The following is a 17,098-nucleotide window of genomic DNA, read 5'->3' as shown; positions in this document are numbered from 1 at the left end:
ACGACGCTTCCCGTCGACCCCATACAAGCTGCCCCGAGGAGATAGCTCATGAACGCGCCCCACCGTGACGCAGGATTCTTTACCGAAACGCTAGAAACGCGCGATGCCGAGATTTTCGGCGCGATCCGCAAGGAACTCGGTCGCCAACGCGACGAGATTGAATTGATCGCATCCGAGAACATCGTCTCCGCTGCCGTCATGGAAGCGCAGGGTTCGGTGATGACCAATAAATACGCCGAAGGCTATCCGGGCCGTCGCTATTACGGTGGTTGCGAATTCGTCGATATCGCCGAGAACCTCGCGATTGAGCGCGCCTGTGCGCTGTTCGGCTGCGACTTTGCCAATGTGCAGCCCAATTCGGGCAGCCAAGCAAACCAAGGTGTGTTCACAGCCCTTCTCCAGCCTGGTGATACGATCCTCGGTATGAGCCTTGATGCAGGCGGACACCTGACGCATGGCGCCAAGCCGAACCAATCGGGCAAATGGTTCAACGCCATCCAATACGGCGTGCGCAAGCAAGACCTCGAAGTTGACTATGACGCGATCGCCGAATTGGCGCTTGAGCATAAGCCGAAAATGCTGATCGCAGGTGGCTCGGCCATCCCGCGCATCATCGATTTCGCAAAAATGCGCGAAATCGCGGATAGCGTTGGCGCATATCTGCTGGTCGATATGGCGCATTTCGCGGGTCTGGTGGCTGCTGGCCATTACCCATCGCCCTTCCCCCATGCGCATGTGGCTACAACCACCACGCATAAAACCCTGCGTGGCCCCCGTGGCGGCATGATCCTGACCAATGACGAGGCGATTGCAAAGAAATGCAACTCGGCCATCTTCCCTGGCATTCAGGGCGGCCCCTTGATGCATGTTATCGCGGGCAAGGCGGTTGCCTTTGGCGAAGCGCTGCGCCCCGAATTCAAGGATTATCAGGCCCAAGTCATCCTGAACGCCCAAGCCTTGGCTGATCAGTTGATGAAAGGTGGCCTTGATATCGTGACAGGCGGTACCGATACGCATTTGATGCTGGTTGACCTGCGCCCCAAAGGCGTGAAGGGCAATGCCACCGAGAAGGCACTCGAGCGGGCGCATATCACCTGCAACAAAAACGGCATCCCCTTCGATGACGAAAAGCCGATGATCACCAGCGGTGTGCGCCTTGGCACCCCTGCAGGCACAACCCGCGGTTTCGGCGAGCCTGAATTCCGCCAGATCGCGGATTGGATCGTCGAAGTGGTGGATGGACTTGCCGCAAACGGCCCTGATGGCAATGCCGAGGTTGAAGCGAAGGTTGCCGCTGAAGTCAAAGAACTTTGCGCACGCTTCCCGATCTACCCATCCCAGTAATGCCCAATACCTACGCAGGGCGGCTTATCTTTAGCCGCCCTGCGTTAACTAATTTCACAAAAACAGCCCCTTGATCCGCGCAGGATTGAGGCCAAATTAGAAGCAGGGCACACTGCGTGGGAAGCAGGGGTTTACTGCCCGACGCGCGGTATATTTCGCCGCATGTGGTGTTTTTAATTTCGGTGGGGGCTTTGTGATGTCTTCCAAGCTGGCGTTTGAACAGGTTTTTCGAAAAGAAGCGGAACGCGAAATTCGCGCGTTCACGCGCGAATGGGCCAAGCGCGATGACAGGATCGCAGCGGTCTCGTATTCAGCGACTTTCCTTGTTTATTTCACCACGCTCTTTGCCGCGCTGGCCTCATGGCCGAACCTCTGGCTCAGCCTGCCTGCGATCTTGCTTACGGGTTTGGCCAGCGTCAGGCTGTATGTGCTGCAACATGATTGCGGCCATGCCTCGCTGTTTTCCACCACAAGACGCAATACTTGGGCAGGCTATGGCTTGTCGGTATTCACCCTGACGCCCTTTAGCGTGATGCGCTTCAACCATAATGAGCATCACACCCATATCGGCAATCTTGATGAGCGTCATACGACCGAGATCAAGACAATGACCTTGCGCGAATGGGAGGAGGCCCCTTTTGTGCAAAGGCTGTTTTACCGGCTCTATCGCAACCCATTCCTGATGATCCCGATTGGCGGGTTATACACCTATGTGCTGGCCTATCGCTGGCCGCGCAATGTCGCCAAAATCGGCATACGCGAGGTGGTTCTCCACAATCTCGGCATCGCGCTTTGGGTCGCCCTGATCTGGAGCGGCTTCGGTATTACAGGCGTCGCGGTCTATCTCTCAACGGTATTTGTCGCGGGCTCGGTCGGGGTCTTCCTTGTCTATCTGCAACATAATTTCGAAGACACCTATTGGGATCGAAAGCCTGATCTGAATTATGCGCAAGCCGCCCTTCAAGGGGCCTCAGCGCTTGATCTTGGCTGGTGGTTTGACTTGGCGGTGGCCAATATCACCTATCACGACATCCACCATTTCAACGCCAATATCCCCTCATACAGACTGCGCAATTGTCACCGCGCCCTACGTGAGCATTATGATATTCCAACAATTCGTTGGCGCGAAGCCTTTCGCAGTTTCACCTTGAAGCTCTGGGATGAAGACGCAGGACGGCTTGTGCCCTTCCCCAAAGAAAAGGCCCCTCAGGCCGCGACTGCCTTGCGCACCATATCCCAATAGATCGCTTCGACCTCCAAACGGTCCAAACGCCCGCCCTCGCGAAACCATGTGGTCACGCCCGTCAGCATGGCGATGATGGCCATGGTCGCCAATTTGGTATCGGGCACCGCAAAATCGCCCGCCGCCTGCCCTGCCCGTAGCACCGCTTCAAGCCGTTCTTCATAATCGCGGCGCAGGCCTTCGATGATGGCGAAATTCCCCACCTCCAGATTTCTGAGTTCCATATAGGCGATGAAGACCAATTCGGGCCGCTCAAGGTGAAACCCGATATGATGGCGGGTGAAATCCTCAAGCTGCTGCAAGGGCGGCGCATCAGGTGGCACCCAATCGGCCAAAAGCTCTTCCATATGGCCGCGCATCAACTCGAATAGAAGGGCCTGTTTATCGGGCGTATATAGGTAGAGCGCGCCTGCCTGCACCCCGACCTCCGCCGCGATCTGGCGCATGGAAACAGCCGCAAACCCGTGCCGCGCAAAGAGTTTCAGCGCAGCGGCGCGCACTTTCGGACCCGTGATATCAGCGTGACTGCCTTGTTTTCTTGCCATGCGCGCATTCTATATGAACAGATGTTCAATTCAAGCGCGCTGGACCTGCGCGCAAAGGCGCTGTATCGAGACGGCATGCGCATTCTAGGCCTCATATTTCTGGGCATCGCCATGACCCTCTCCGCCTGCGGAGACCCGCTTCCGGGATTGGACGCGCGTTTGAGCGAAACCTCCCAGAATGCTGATTTCCCCGAATTGGTGCCGCTCGGGCCCCTTTTGAGCCAGCGCGACGCCCTTGAGCCGCTGGATACCGCTGCGGAAGGCGAAACACTGGAAGCCCGCGCCGCCGCTCTGCGAGGGCGCGCTGCCATCTTGCGAAATATGGCTCTGTAAAACTCTGCACGCCTGCGTTGCACCTCCCATCCGAGTTGGGTAACAGGAACGGGTCATTGAACTTGCCTTTGCCTGATTGGAGATCTCCCATGTCTGACCCCTTGCGCCTTGGAATTGCAGGCCTTGGAACCGTCGGCGTGGGGGTTGTGAAAATCATCCAGCGCGAAGCCGATCTATTGGCCAAGCGCTGTGGCCGTCCGATCGAGATCGTTGCCGTCTCAGCCCGCTCCAAAGACAAGGATCGCGGCGTGAACCTAAGCCGCTTTGCATGGGAAGATGACCCTGTCGCCTTGGCCAAACGCGATGATATCGACGTCTTTGTTGAATTGATGGGTGGCTCGGAAGGCCCTGCCAAAGACGCAACCGAGGCCGCGATCGCCTCGGGCAAAGATGTGGTCACCGCCAATAAGGCCCTTTTGGCCCTGCATGGGCAGGCTTTGGCGGAAGCGGCCGAAGACACCTCCCTTGCCTTGCGGTTCGAGGCCGCCGTTGCGGGTGGCATTCCCGTCATCAAGGCCCTGACTGAAGGCTTGGCAGGCAATCAGATCACCCGCGTGATGGGGGTAATGAATGGCACATGCAATTACATCCTGACCCGTATGGAAAATGCAGGCCTCAGCTATCAAGAAGCCTTTGATGAAGCAGACGGGCTTGGCTATCTGGAGGCAGACCCGAATTTGGATGTCGGCGGCATTGATGCGGCCCATAAGCTGACCCTTCTCAGCTCCATCGCCTATGGCACCAAGGTTGATTTCGCCTCGGTCGCTTTGGAAGGCATCGGTGCGATTACAATCGAAGATATCCGGCGTGCGTCCGATATGGGCTATAAGATTAAACTGCTTGGCGTGGCCCAGATGACGGGCCGTGGCCTTGAGCAACGCATGTCCCCCTGCCTTGTTCCCGCGACATCGCCGCTTGGCCAGTTGGAAGGCGGCACCAATATGGTTGTGCTTGAAGGCGATAGCGTGGGCCAGATCGTGCTGCGCGGCGCGGGCGCGGGCGAAGGCCCCACCGCCAGCGCTGTGCTGTCGGATATTTGCGATCTGGCGCGCGGCATTCGTGTGCCAACCTTCGGCCAGCCCGCTCGCGGCCTGATGGACGCACCCGCCGCAAGCGCATCGGGGCCTTGCCGCTACTACATCCGTATGGATCTCAAGGATAAGCCCGGCGCTCTGGCCAAGGTCGCGACCGTTCTGGGAGATAATGGCATCTCGATCGACCGGATGCGCCAATATGATCACCCCGAAGATCACGCGCCCGTTTTGATCGTCACGCATAAAACCGCGCGCCCGTCACTGGATGCGGCCCTAAAGGATTTGCCCGAAACAGGCGTCTTGGAAAGCACCCCCGTTGCGCTGCGCATCGAAGAGGTCTGACCCAAGCCGTCCCTTTTTTGGTTTTTTCTCGATGTTAGCGCAGACAGTCGCCTGTCGGTGACTTGCCGATGCCGCGACGGACAGGTAACCCCAAGGATAGTATCTCCTAGGTAAGGAAAACCGATGTCTGCCAATTCAACGACCGATTTCAATGACCGTATGCTCTCGCTCGGCCTCGCGCGTGTTTCAGAAGCGGCGGCCCTTGCCTCGGCAGACCTGATCGGACGCGGCGATGAAAAGGCAGCGGACCAAGCCGCCGTGAACGCGATGCGTGAGCAGCTCAACAAGCTCGATATTCGTGGCACCGTTGTGATTGGTGAGGGCGAGCGTGACGAAGCCCCGATGCTCTATATCGGTGAGGAAGTGGGCACAGGCTCAGGGCCTGAGGTGGATATCGCACTCGACCCGTTGGAAGGCACCACGCTGACCGCCAAGGATATGCCAAACGCCTTGACCGTCATCGCGATGGGGCCGCGCGGCTCGATGCTGCATGCGCCAGACACCTATATGGACAAACTGGCCATCGGCCCGGGATTTGCCAAGGATGTTGTCAGCCTTGATATGTCCCCCACCGAGCGGGTTGCAGCCCTTGCCGAGGCGCGTGGCTGTGCGGCCTCCGATATTACCGTTTGTGTGCTAGAGCGCCCGAGACACGAAGCCATGATCGCCGAAATCCGCAGCACAGGCGCTGCGATCCGCCTGATCACCGATGGGGATGTTGCAGGCGTGATCCACACCGCCGAGGCCGAGCTGACGGGCATTGATATGTATATGGGCCAAGGTGGCGCGCCCGAGGGGGTGTTGGCCGCCGCCGCGCTGAAATGCATGGGCGGGCAGATGTGGGGCCGCCTTTTGTTCCGCAACGAGGATGAAAAGGCCCGCGCCGCCAAAGCAGGCATCACCGATCTGGACCGTATCTATAACCGCGATGAGATGGTCACACAGGATGTGATCTTCGCGGCGACGGGCGTGACCTCAGGATCCATCCTTGCAGGGATCAAGCGCGAGCCCGGATATATGACGACCGAGACAATCCTGATGCGATCGAAAACGGGCTCGATCCGCCGGATGACCTATCGCAACCCAACAACGTGAGCCCAGATGCAAGCGGCGTTAATCCTGATTGATTTCCAGACAGGCTTTGACGCCCCCCTTTGGGGCGCGCGCAACAACCCTGATGCCGAAGCAAAAGCGGGCGCGCTGCTGGCCCATTGGCGCAAGCACGGCGCGCCCGTGTTGCATGTGCGCCATCTCAGCACTGAGCCCGGCAGCCCCTTGGGCGCAGCCACGGGCGGGATTGATTTCAAGCCCGAGGTCACACCGATTGGCGGCGAACCCGTTTTCGAGAAATCGGTCAATTCCGCCTTCATCGGCACAAACCTTGAGGCCCATCTGCGCAGCAATGCCATCTGTGATCTGGTGATCTGCGGCCTGACCACGCCGCATTGCGTCTCGACGACCACTCGGATGGCGGCCAATCTGGGCTTTGGCGTCCGCCTTGCCCATGACGCCTGCGCAAGTTTCGCTGTTAATGCCGATACAAGCTGGCAGGCTGGCCTTGCGCCATTGGAGCCCGAGGCGATCCATCAAACCGCGATCTCACATTTGCACGGTGAATTCGCGCAAGCGGTCTCGGTGGCGGAGCTTCTGGATGGCCAGCCATGACGGCTTTTCTGGGCGTTGATCACTCACTGACGGGGCGGCGTTGGGTCGGGCCTGATAGTGCCGAGGAACGCCTTTCAGATGCCATCGCCCGCGAAGCTGCCTTGCCCCCTGCCGTAGCGCAGGTTCTGGCCAAACGCGGGGTAGCCCCTGAAGCCGCGCAAAGCTTTCTCAAACCCGCCTTGCGCGACCTGCTGCCCGACCCGATGACCATGAAGGATATGGAGCCTGCCGCCTTACGGGTACTGGCCGCAGTCAAGGCCAAGCAACGCGTGGCGATCTTTGCCGATTATGACGTGGATGGCGGCAGCTCGGCCGCCCTGCTGATAGATTGGTTCCGCCAGATGGGGCTGAACACCACCCTTTATATCCCCGACCGCATTGATGAAGGCTATGGCCCGAATGAAGCCGCCATGGCCGATCTGGCCCGCGCGCATGATCTGATCATCTGTGTGGATTGCGGAACTCTATCGCATGGCCCGATTGCCGCCGCGAAAGAGGCGGATGTGATTGTGCTGGATCACCACTTGGCAGGCGTTGAGCTTCCGGATTGCGTGGCTGTCGTGAACCCGAACAGGCAGGATGAGGATGGCGCGCTCGGCCATCTCTGCGCGGCGGCCGTGGTGTTTATGCTGCTGGTTGATGTCAATCGCAGGCTGCGAGCTGAGGGCGTTGCAGGCCCTGATCTGATGGCGATGCTTGATCTGGTGGCGCTGGCCACCGTGGCGGATGTGGCGCAGCTTACAGGGGTCAACCGTGCCTTTGTACGGCAGGGGCTGACCGTGATGGGGCGGCGCGACCGTGTGGGGCTTGTGGCGCTTGCCGATATTGCGCGGCTGGACCGTGCGCCTTCCTCCTATCATCTTGGGTTTGTTCTGGGGCCGCGCATCAATGCAGGCGGACGCATCGGTGAGGCTGATCTGGGCGCACGCCTTCTGGCCAGCACCGACCCGCATCAGGCCGCCACGATGGCCAAACGGCTTGATAATCTCAATACAGATCGCCGCGAGATCGAGGCGCGGGTGCGCGACGAAGCCATGGAGCAGGCCAAAACCCGCGGCGCGGAGGCTCCTCTGGTCTGGGCTGCCGCCGATGGCTGGCATCCAGGCGTTGTGGGGATTGTGGCCAGCCGCCTGAAAGAAGCCACCAACCGCCCCGCCATTGTGATCGGCTTTGACGGCGATGACGGAAAAGGCTCGGGGCGGTCTATCTCGGGCGTTGATCTGGGTGCCGCGATCCAGAAACTCGCGGCTGAGGGCTTGTTGCTCAAAGGCGGCGGGCACCGCATGGCCGCAGGCCTTAGCCTGACCCGCGCACAGCTTGAACCTGCAATGGCGCGCTTGACGGAGTTGATGGCCAAACAGGGCGCAGGCGAGGCGGGCCCCGCCGATCTGCGCCTTGACGGTGTGATGATGACCGAGGCCGCAACACCCGAATTGATCGACCAGATCGAGGCCGCTGGCCCCTTTGGTGCAGGCGCCCCCGCCCCGCGCTTTGTCTTTCCCGATATGCGCATCAAATTCTGCAAACCTGTCGGCGAGGGGCACCTGAAACTGACCCTTGGCGATGGTGGCCCCGTGACGCTGGATGCGATCTGCTTCAATGCGGTGCAATCGGGCCTGTTTGACGCGCTTTCAAACCATCAGGGCCGCAAACTCCATGCCGCTGGCCGGATCGAGGTCAATCACTGGCAAGGACGCCAGCGCACCCAACTGCGTTTGGATGACGCAGCATGGAGCAGCTAGAGCCGCGTTTTCTTTGGTGTTTCGCGGGACACTCAAAAAAGATTTGAGCCAAGCGAGAATCCTCTTGCGCCCCCCCTCGGGTTTTCCTAATAACCGCCCACCACGAGTGGCCCGTTCGTCTATCGGTTAGGACGCCAGGTTTTCAACCTGGAAAGAGGGGTTCGATTCCCCTACGGGCTGCCACTTCTCCGTAAATCACCAAATAAATTTAATGGCTTAGTAAACATTAAAGCCTCGCACCCCCATATTCGTCCCCACAGCGCATGACGCTTTCACAAGTAAATGGCGATACGTGCAGGCCAAAAAATTTCTTAAAATAGACTGATCTGGCAAATCATGCGCCGAACTCAGACATAATGTTACGATTAGCGCGAGCCACCGTCCCACGCGCGTGGCTGCGTGTTTGCTCCCGCCCGCGCGCGCGTTGCTTCCGCTTTGCCCTAGATAAGGTCGGCAGCTCACGCCGCTCCAGCGCAGTCCTTGGGGTGGAAATGCGGTTTTAGGGCATAAGGTTAGACGTGCAGTTTAGAACCGCGCAGCGATACCGATGCTGGCTCCCCAGCTGCTGTCGGCGTTGCTACTGTCCAGTGCCATGGCTTCAGCACTCACAACTGCGCCGTTGGCAAGGCTGTGTCCTACGCCAAGGCGGAGGGACGTGATAGTGTCGTCGTATACGCCGCCGTTGTAGCTCACTGCCGTGTCGTTGATGGTATAACTTGCAGTCGCGCCGCTCCGCACGTCACGGCGCCAAGCACCAGCTATGCCGTATAGACGTGTGCTGTTAGATGCCTGATAGCCGAGGGTGAGTTCTGCCTTAGCATGGGCCTGAACAATCGTGCGGCTATCCCACGCGAAGTAGTTCTGCTCGGAGTAAGAGCCTACACGGGGGCAGAAAACAAAAAGACAACTGGATAAAGTCGACGCAACAACAGGTCGCGCCTTCAGCGCATGACGAAGGGGTTTGCCATCGGCGCGTCCGAGGTATTGATCCAGACAGTTTTGGTCCGTGTGTAATCCAGCACCGCCTCCACACCCGCTTCCCGACCATATCCCGATTGATTGAACCCGCCAAAAGGCGCCATCGGCGAGATCGCGCGATAGGTGTTGACCCAGCAAATCCCGCTGCGAAGACGGCCCGAAACACGATGCGCCCGCGCGATATTCTGGGTGAAAATACCTGAGCCAAGGCCAAACTCGGTGCTATTGGCCAGCGCGATGGCCTCCTCCTCGGTGTCAAAGGGCAAGAGCGACATCACGGGGCCAAACATCTCGATCTGCAAGGTGGCGGTTTGCGGGCTTGCGCATTCGATCAGCGTTGGTGCCATGTAATTGCCCGCCCGATCCTCAGGCGTGCCGCCGAAATGGATGCGCGCACCTTGGGTTTGCGCCTTGGCCAAGGTGGATTTGATCACGTCGATCTGCGCTTTGGTGCAAAGCGGCCCGACATGTGTGCTTGCCTCCAGAGGGTCGCCCACCACAATGCCAGCCGCCTTTTCCGAGATCTTCGCAATCAGCTTTTCCAAGACGGGGCGATGGATCAACCCGCGCGATCCCGCCACGCAGCTTTGGCCCGATGCGCCAAAATTGCCTGCGATCAACCCATTGGCGGCACCATCCAGATCGGCGTCGTCAAACACAATAATCGGGGATTTGCCGCCAAGCTCAAGCGTTGTCACCGCGAAATTTTCGGCCGAATTGCGCACAACGTGGCGCGCGGTTTCCGGCCCACCCGTAAAGGCGATACGGTCAATCATGGGGTGGCGCGTCAAAGGAATGGCGCAATTCTCGGCGTCGCCCGTGACCACTGATACCACACCGCGCGGAAAGCCCGCTTTTTCGATCAAATGCGCAAATTCCAGCATTGGCGCAGGCGCGATTTCCGAGGCTTTGAGAACAGCGGTGCAGCCTGCGGCCAAGGCTGGCCCCAGCTTGGTCGCAGTCAAAAACATTTGCGCATTCCAAGGCACAATCGCGGCCACAACCCCGATCGGTTCGCGCCGCGTGAACACATGCATATCGGGCTTATCGATTGGCAAAACCGCGCCTTCGATCTTATCGGCCAGCCCCGCATAATAGCGGTAGTAATCGCCCACATAGCCCGTTTGGCTGGAGGTTTCCGCCAGCAGCTTGCCGCTGTCCATCGTTTCGACCCGGCCAAGATCGGCCGCATGTTCCACGATCAGATCAGCCAAACGATACAGAAGCTTGCCACGCGCCGTCTGCGTCATGTCGCGCCATTCGGGGTCCTGCAAGGCACGGTTGGCCGCCTGCACGGCGCGCTCAACATCATCCGCGCTGGCGCAAGCAAAACTCGCCCAAGTGTCACCCGTTGCGGGGTTGCTTGAGGTCATCACCTGACCTTCGCTGCCCTCGACCCATTCGCCATCAATGAAAAGCTTGTAATGCGCAATCTGTTCCATACCCGTCCCTAACCGAATGCTGGCATCACGTCACCGATAAAGCGGGCAAGCGAGGCCCGTTTGCGCTCGGCGCTCATGCCGCTATCGATCCAGAATGCAAATTCATCATAGCCAAGATCTTCATACCGCTTGATGCGGTCAATAACCTCGGAGGCGGTGCCAATGGTCAAATCGCGCGCCATGTTTTCTGGCGCCATCATTTTATTGGCCGCTATATCCTCATCACTCAGCCGCTCGATCATGCCTTGCTGGACGGGGCGCTTATTCTGGAACCATGCGCCAAAGTAATTGTAAAAGCGCGATAGCTCCGTTGCTGCTTGGGCCACGTCATCAGCATCGGAACCGACATAGGAATGATGCAAAAGCATGACCTTGGGACGGGGTCCTTCATATGTATCGCAGGCTTCATTGAAACGCGACATCAGGGTTTCCACCTCCTCCATGCCTTGCCAGAGTGGGGTCACCTGCACATTGAAACCGTTATGGACGGCAAATTCATGGCTGTTCGGGTCACGCGCCGCGATCCAGATTGGCGGGCCATCGGCTTGGGCGGGTTTGGGGGCGGATGTGGTGGCTGGAAAGCTGTAAAATTCACCCTCATGCGCATGATCGCCAGCCCAAAGCTTGCGCAGCAAAGGCGTGCTCTCGCGCATACGCTGGCCCGCCTCCCACGCATCTAATCCGGGATGCAGGCGTTCATATTCATAGGAATAGGCCCCACGCGCGATCCCGATCTCCAAGCGTCCTTTGGTCATCAAATCGGTTGCAGCCGCCTCGCCCGCCAGCTTGATCGGGTGCCAGAAGGGCGCAACCACGGTTCCTGTTCCAAGGCGCACATTCTTGGTGTGATGGGCTAGATCGACAATCGACAAGAACGGGTTCGGGGCGATGGTAAATTCCATCCCGTGATGCTCCCCCGTCCAGATCGCGTGCATACCGCCGTCATCAGCCATTTTGCACAGGCCGATAAAATCCTCGTAAAGATCATCATGAGGCTGGTTGGCATCAAGCCGTTCCATATGAACAAAGAGCGAGAAATCCATATGCATCTCCTTCAGGTTGTGGGGGCATGAACGGGGGCGTTTGACGGACCGTTCCCAAGTTGAAAATATGCGCCATCTGCGTAGCCGAGGCCGGCTGCATCATTGCGCGCGGCATCCCGCACCTCCCCCATCAAGACGACATGATCGCCCGCGGGGATGATCTTGGCCGTGACACAGGAAAACTGCGCCGCCGCACCATCAATCACCGGTACATCATGGAGGTCGTAGCTGTGGCGCACACGGGCGAAACGATCACCTTTGAAGCGCGCGAATACATCCAAGACCTCCTGCTGATCCGCCGCCAAAACGCTGACCGCAAAATGCGAGCAGGTGGAAAACACCTCAAAGCTGGACAAAAACTGCCCCGGACAGACCAGCAATAGCGGCGGGTCAAGCGAGACCGAGGTAAAGGAATTGGCCGTAAAGCCCACAGGGCTTCCCTGCGCATCCCGCGCCGTGACAACCGTGACACCTGTGACATAGTCCCCAAATGCTGCGCGCAGGCTGGATTGATCGATCACAGTCATTGGATGCATCCCTTGACGAAATCACAAAGCAAATGCGCAACATCCTCGGCATGGGTCATCGGCATCATATGGGCGGCCCCTTCAATGATCGTGGCGTGGCCATGAGGAGCCAGATCGGCCATGGATTTTGACATGGCGGGGGTGGAGTTCGGCTCCTGCGCGCCAGTGACGAAAAGGGCGGGTATCGCAAGCTGGCTCAAAGCCGCATCGCTTGGCGCATCGGCGCGGGCAAACACGCTATAGGCCGCGCGGTAGCCGGCTGGATCAACACCACCAAGCCACGCAGCACAGGCTTGGCGCTCAGGGTTATCGGCGTTGCCGAACCAGCGGTTCAAAGTTGGCTCGGGGTCAGGCAAACTGGTGCCATCCAGCGCATCCGCGCGGGCAAGAACAGCCTCCTGCGCCTCAGCCCCCCGCCTATAGATCGCGTTAAGCGCCGCGATGCCCACCACTTTCGCAGGGTAGCGCACTGCCATATCAAGGGCGATCATCGCCCCCATGGAATGGCCTATGACAATTGCGGGCCGATCAAGGGCTACCGCCATGGCATCCGTAAAGTCCTGCAAATCCGCAATGGGCTGCAGGCCCGCGCTGTGACCGTGACCTGGCATATCCACCGCGCGCAGCTCGCCCAATTGGGCCAAGCTCTCGCGCTGCCCGCCCCAAGCTTCTGCACGCAGCCCAACCCCGTGGATCAGGATGATCAAAGGATCACCCTGCCCCGCCGCGATCAGCGACAGTCGGCCTATGCTAGACCGAGGCTGGGTTATCCACGTCATGTCCGAGATCCTTAAGGTCTTGATAGCGGTCACCGATACGATGATGTGGACGGCCCGTTGTGGCAGCCCCGAGGACGACGACAATTTCATCGGCGCGCGGCGCATCGGGGATAGCGAATTGAATGGTCAAATAATGCGAGCGCCGACCCGCATCATTTTTATCCATCAAAGGCACCATGATCGGCGCATTGGCGGGCCCGCGCGTATTGGTGAAGGACAGGTAGGATTTCGCATCCACAGCCTGCCTGTAATGATTGCCAAAACGCAGGGTGTGGATCAGCCCCGAGGCATGCTCCACCTCGCCATCAAGGCCGACAACCGCCGCCTTGCCATAGGCCTCGATCGCGTCACCGCTGCCAGCAAGCGCGATCATGCGGTCGGTTAGCAATTCACCCAAAACCGGGCCGTAGGCTTGGATTTCGGGCTTGAGGTCTTCGACAAAGCGACCAGCCCAAGGGTTTTTCACCACAGCCGCCACGGCAAACATCCGCCAAGGCGTCTCGGCTGCGCGATACCCCTCGATGAGGACCTCTTCATCGAAGGTGACGATTTTTCTGATTTCAGGGGTCATCTTTTCCTCTTGGCATTTGTGCGCCCATCTCGCGGATCGGGCCGCGTTTTGACAAACGAAAGAAATGATGGCTTAGGTATTAGGAATATTAATATCGGGATTGACTCCATGGCGCGCAGCCTTCCTCCGCTGACTTGGTTTCGAACCTTTGAAGCCTCGGCACGACATCTGAATTTCACCGCCGCCGCTCAAGAATTGGGTCTGACCCAATCGGCTGTCAGCCAGCAGATCAAAAGCCTCGAGACCCGCCTGAGAACGGCCCTTTTCACACGCCATGCGCGCGGCCTGTCCTTGACCGATGAGGGGCGCAAACTGCTGCCCACAATCGCCAAAGCCCTTGATACGCTGACCCAAGCGACCGAGACCTTTGCACCTGGCCCCGCGAAAACCAGTGTAAGCGTTGCGGCGTCCGTCAGCCTGTTGCAATGGGTGATCTCGCCCAAGATCAAGGCCTTCACAGCCGCGCATCCCGAGTTGAATATCCATTTCAAAGGCACGATCTGGTCCGATGAATTCAGCGCTGTCAGAGCCGATGTCGATATCCGCTTTGCCTCGGAAAAACAGGCAGGCCCTGCGGCGCAGCGGCTTTTCCCTGATCGCTTGGTCGCCGTGCGCGCACCTGATTTTGACCAAGACATCTCGCAAGCCCCGTTGATCGAGGCGGTTGGCGTCTCAAGCGGGTGGCGCAAATGGGGGGATACGGCGGGTTTCGGCCTGCTTCAGCCTAACCTGTTTTGTGATTCTTATGGCACCGCGCTGCAAATGGCAGCCGATGGCGCAGGCATTGCCCTGACAAGCGAATATCTTGCATTGCGGGCGATCAAGTCAGGCCGCTTGATCCGTGCCGATGATCACGCAATCGAAGCGGAGGAAACGTATTTCCTGAACCGCAACACCGATACGATGGCCGCGCGGTCCTTTTGTGACTGGATACTCTCGCTCTAGCGGGATCAGCCGCGCGCGCCTTCAAAGGCCCTGACCGCAACGCCTGCCCCTTCCAACTCACGGCGTAGCCCGCCAGCGATCTGCACCGCCTCGGGCGTGTCGCCATGCAGGCAGATCGTGTCGATCCGAGTAGGGATATGCTTGCCGCTTTCCGAGATGATCGCACCTGCGCACAGCATTTCGAGAATACGCGCCGCCGCACGCTCGGGGTCATGAATAACAGCGCCCGCCTTGCGTCGATCCACCAAAGTGCAATCATCGTTATAGGCACGGTCAGCAAAAATCTCGCAGGCCATTTTGCACCCCAGATCGGTTGCGGCCTGTTGCTGTGCTGTGCCTGCCAAAACCATGATGATGATCTCGGGCGCGACCGACAGGGCCGCCTCGTAGCAGGCCCGCGCCATATCAACATCCTCTGAGGCCATATTGGCCAAAGCGCCATGCAGTTTAAGATGCCTGACCGAACCACCCGCCGCCCGCGCCATCGCTTGCGCCGCGCCTATCTGGTAGCGGACGAGGTTTCCCAGCTCTAAATGGTTCAAATCCATTCGCCTGCGGCCAAAGCCTTGCAGATCGGCAAAGCCAGGATGCGCACCGATCCCGACATCGCGCGCCACCGCCTGCGCCATGACACGCGCCATCACATCCGCATCGCCCGCATGAAACCCGCAAGCAATATTGGCCGAGGAAACCACCTCCAACAGAGCATCATCCGCGCCCATTGGCCATGGGCCGAACCCCTCGCCCATATCGGCATTCAGATCGACACTTGCCTGCATGTGTTACTCCTCCTCGGTTCCAGCGATCACACCACTGATCAAGTCATAGGCCAGAAGATCGCGCATGTCCTGCGGGTCGCGCACGAGCCGCGTGAGATTGGCACGCAACCCCTTGCGCGATTGCGCGGCCGCGCGTTCGGCTATGAGGGCCTCTTCAAGGCTTACAAAGCGGAATTTCAACCTCGCACCAGGGGCGGCTTGTGCTATGCGCGGCAGATCGCAAGGCAGGACCGAGCCGATCCTTGGATAGCCGCCCGTGGTTTGGCATTCTGATAGAAGAACAAAGGGCGTGCCATCGCCCGTGATCTGGATATCCCCCGGCACAATCGCCTCGGATAAAACCGATAAACCCGCCTGTGATTGAAACCCTTCCCCCTCAGGCACAAGACGCACGCCCATCCTGTTGCCGCGGCTGTCCCGCGTGAAGCTTTCAGCTTCAAAGCGCGCGATTTGGTCCGCGCTGAACAGGCCCGTTTGTAATCCCGCCACAACCCGCAGCACACCGCCATTGAAACGGGTATCAGCAGCAAGGCACAGCCCTGTCTCAGTGGCCCTTCCATCAGGCCCGAGGTCCAGCTTGGCCCCGTCTGCAATCACCTGCCCCAGCCCCGCCGTCACATGAACCGAACGCGCGCCAAGTGTACGTGCACCCACAATGCCACCGCCCAAATGGAGGTAACCGTAAACACCTTCCACCGCAGGCCCGATCACCAGCCGCGCGCCTTTTCGCAAAAGATGCGAGGCATTCCAGACGAGCGGGGCGCCATCAATACTGGCGCGCATTTGCGCCCCTGTCAGGGCGATGCGGCTGTCTTGTGTAACCTCGAATTCGCCGCCCATGCCCGCCATTTCCAACACGGCGCAATCCTCACCCTGCCCCAGAAGCGCCGCCCCTTCGGCAAGCGCCAAACGGTCCACCGCACCGCCCCGCGACAGGCCGAAAGCCAGATACCCTGTTCGGCCAAGATCCTGCACAGTGAGCGCAGGCCCTGCTTTATGCACATGCAATTGAGCGCTCATGCGATCACCTGCGCCTTGGCGCCGCCATCGGGGCCATCCATCCGCATCCGTTCATAGGTGTCGCGGCTCACAGCCTCAAACAGCACCTCATCTCCGGGACGAAGAACAAAAGCTTCCTCCGCCTCGGGGCGAAACAGGCGAAAAGCCGTTTGCCCGATATGCCGCCAGCCTGTGGGGGTTGAGACGGAAAATAACACCAATTGCCGGATCGCCACGACCAATGCGCCAACGGGGACTTTATCGGTCAGGGCCTGCTGGCGGGGAATGTTCCATGGAGGGGGCAATTCGCCCAAATAGGGCTGGCCAGGTGCGAAACCGATGGTCTGCACGCGCACAGGGGTTGATGATATCTCGGCAATAGCGTCCGCCGCGCTCATGCCTGCGGCAGCGGCGGCTTCTTCCAATTGGGGGGCAAGGTCGGTGCCGTAAACCGTGGGAATACGCCAGAGCCGCCTGCCTTGTGGCAGCTCGGCCCCATACCAATCACGGCTTTCCAGCAGATCCCGCAGCCGCGCAATCAGCGCATCATGGGGCAGTTCAAAGGGGTCGAATTTCACCAATGTCGAGACAAGCGATGTTGAGGTCTCGCAGAGGCCTGCCAAACCTTCGCGCTCAACCGCATGGCGAAAGGCCAAGGCCGCGCGATTGGCAGGCTCGCTCAAGCTGTCGCCAAAGCTGACAAGCACACCATCCACCCCAAGCGTACGGATCGCGGGCCAGATGATCTCTGGGGTTTGGGACTGAAGGGTGCTGGATGCGCTCATGG

At 59.3% G+C, this 17,098-nt stretch carries 17 protein-coding genes and 1 tRNA gene; 9 read left to right on the top strand and 9 right to left on the bottom strand.

The window, feature by feature from the left end; genetic code table 11:
* Window positions 1-48 precede the first annotated feature (48 nt).
* Window positions 49-1,344, top strand: a complete 1,296-nt coding sequence (gene glyA / locus ACTYEO_RS02420; RefSeq protein WP_449322109.1) for a serine hydroxymethyltransferase — start codon at window positions 49-51, stop codon at window positions 1,342-1,344.
* A gap of 196 nt (window positions 1,345-1,540) precedes the next feature.
* Window positions 1,541-2,587, top strand: coding sequence for a fatty acid desaturase (locus tag ACTYEO_RS02415; protein WP_449322108.1), 1,047 nt, complete (start codon window positions 1,541-1,543; stop codon window positions 2,585-2,587).
* Here ACTYEO_RS02415 and ACTYEO_RS02410 read toward each other — a convergent pair.
* Window positions 2,551-3,132: a TetR/AcrR family transcriptional regulator gene (locus ACTYEO_RS02410; protein WP_449322107.1), complete on the bottom strand. Its 582-nt coding sequence runs from the start codon at window positions 3,130-3,132 to the stop codon at window positions 2,551-2,553. The genes ACTYEO_RS02415 and ACTYEO_RS02410 overlap by 37 nt on opposite strands.
* A 21-nt stretch (window positions 3,133-3,153) precedes the next feature.
* Between ACTYEO_RS02410 and ACTYEO_RS02405 the strand changes: the two genes are divergently transcribed.
* The 6 genes from ACTYEO_RS02405 (at window position 3,154) to ACTYEO_RS02380 (ending at window position 8,431) form a co-directional block, all read left to right on the top strand.
* Entirely contained in the window at window positions 3,154-3,465 is a 312-nt protein-coding gene (locus tag ACTYEO_RS02405) for a hypothetical protein (RefSeq protein WP_449322106.1), read from the top strand.
* Window positions 3,466-3,554: 89 nt separating this feature from the next.
* Window positions 3,555-4,841: a homoserine dehydrogenase gene (locus ACTYEO_RS02400; RefSeq protein ID WP_449322105.1), complete on the top strand. Its 1,287-nt coding sequence runs from the start codon at window positions 3,555-3,557 to the stop codon at window positions 4,839-4,841.
* A gap of 123 nt (window positions 4,842-4,964) precedes the next feature.
* The gene (gene glpX, locus ACTYEO_RS02395) at window positions 4,965-5,936 is read left to right on the top strand and encodes a class II fructose-bisphosphatase (RefSeq protein ID WP_449322104.1); all 972 of its coding nucleotides are present in this window, start codon (window positions 4,965-4,967) and stop codon (window positions 5,934-5,936) included.
* Between the two features lie 6 nt (window positions 5,937-5,942).
* The gene (locus tag ACTYEO_RS02390; protein WP_449322103.1) at window positions 5,943-6,506 is read left to right on the top strand and encodes a cysteine hydrolase family protein; all 564 of its coding nucleotides are present in this window, start codon (window positions 5,943-5,945) and stop codon (window positions 6,504-6,506) included.
* Window positions 6,503-8,248, top strand: a complete 1,746-nt coding sequence (gene recJ / locus ACTYEO_RS02385; RefSeq protein ID WP_449322102.1) for a single-stranded-DNA-specific exonuclease RecJ — start codon at window positions 6,503-6,505, stop codon at window positions 8,246-8,248. Before ACTYEO_RS02390 ends, recJ begins: the two co-directional genes overlap by 4 nt.
* A 108-nt stretch (window positions 8,249-8,356) precedes the next feature.
* Window positions 8,357-8,431 (top strand) — tRNA-Glu (locus tag ACTYEO_RS02380).
* Window positions 8,432-9,189: 758 nt separating this feature from the next.
* Here ACTYEO_RS02380 and ACTYEO_RS02375 read toward each other — a convergent pair.
* Genes ACTYEO_RS02375 through ACTYEO_RS02355 form a run of 5 tightly spaced genes read right to left on the bottom strand, consistent with a single transcriptional unit; the run spans window position 9,190 to window position 13,588 of the window.
* Window positions 9,190-10,668, bottom strand: coding sequence for an aldehyde dehydrogenase (locus ACTYEO_RS02375; protein ID WP_449322101.1), 1,479 nt, complete (start codon window positions 10,666-10,668; stop codon window positions 9,190-9,192).
* Window positions 10,669-10,676: 8 nt separating this feature from the next.
* Window positions 10,677-11,711, bottom strand: coding sequence for an LLM class flavin-dependent oxidoreductase (locus ACTYEO_RS02370; RefSeq protein ID WP_449322100.1), 1,035 nt, complete (start codon window positions 11,709-11,711; stop codon window positions 10,677-10,679).
* A gap of 11 nt (window positions 11,712-11,722) precedes the next feature.
* Window positions 11,723-12,238, bottom strand: a complete 516-nt coding sequence (locus ACTYEO_RS02365; RefSeq protein ID WP_449322099.1) for a flavin reductase family protein — start codon at window positions 12,236-12,238, stop codon at window positions 11,723-11,725.
* Window positions 12,235-13,017, bottom strand: a complete 783-nt coding sequence (locus ACTYEO_RS02360) for an alpha/beta fold hydrolase (RefSeq protein ID WP_449322098.1) — start codon at window positions 13,015-13,017, stop codon at window positions 12,235-12,237. Before ACTYEO_RS02360 ends, ACTYEO_RS02365 begins: the two co-directional genes overlap by 4 nt.
* Window positions 12,989-13,588 carry an amino acid synthesis family protein gene (locus tag ACTYEO_RS02355; RefSeq protein ID WP_449322097.1) on the bottom strand — a complete coding sequence of 200 codons (600 nt, stop codon included), beginning with the start codon at window positions 13,586-13,588 and terminating at the stop codon, window positions 12,989-12,991. The genes ACTYEO_RS02360 and ACTYEO_RS02355 overlap by 29 nt, the downstream gene beginning before the upstream one ends.
* A 108-nt stretch (window positions 13,589-13,696) precedes the next feature.
* Here ACTYEO_RS02355 and ACTYEO_RS02350 point away from each other — a divergent pair, with 108 nt between their 5' ends.
* Window positions 13,697-14,533 carry a LysR family transcriptional regulator gene (locus ACTYEO_RS02350; RefSeq protein ID WP_449322096.1) on the top strand — a complete coding sequence of 279 codons (837 nt, stop codon included), beginning with the start codon at window positions 13,697-13,699 and terminating at the stop codon, window positions 14,531-14,533.
* A 5-nt stretch (window positions 14,534-14,538) separates the two neighbouring features.
* On the opposite strand, the gene ACTYEO_RS02345 is transcribed toward ACTYEO_RS02350, so the two are convergent.
* From ACTYEO_RS02345 to ACTYEO_RS02335, 3 genes are read right to left on the bottom strand one after another with little or no spacing between them, the layout of a single operon-like run.
* Complete coding sequence (locus tag ACTYEO_RS02345; RefSeq protein WP_449322095.1) at window positions 14,539-15,312, bottom strand: LamB/YcsF family protein; 774 nt, start codon at window positions 15,310-15,312, stop codon at window positions 14,539-14,541.
* Window positions 15,313-15,315: 3 nt separating this feature from the next.
* Window positions 15,316-16,332, bottom strand: coding sequence for a 5-oxoprolinase subunit C family protein (locus ACTYEO_RS02340; protein ID WP_449322094.1), 1,017 nt, complete (start codon window positions 16,330-16,332; stop codon window positions 15,316-15,318).
* Entirely contained in the window at window positions 16,329-17,096 is a 768-nt protein-coding gene (locus ACTYEO_RS02335; RefSeq protein ID WP_449322093.1) for a 5-oxoprolinase subunit B family protein, read from the bottom strand. The genes ACTYEO_RS02340 and ACTYEO_RS02335 overlap by 4 nt, the downstream gene beginning before the upstream one ends.
* Between the last annotated feature and the right edge of the window lie 2 nt (window positions 17,097-17,098).

Source organism: Rhodophyticola sp. SM2404, from assembly GCF_053570515.1.
Note: the sequence above shows the minus strand (reverse complement) of the source record. Positions and strands in the feature narration are given on the sequence as shown.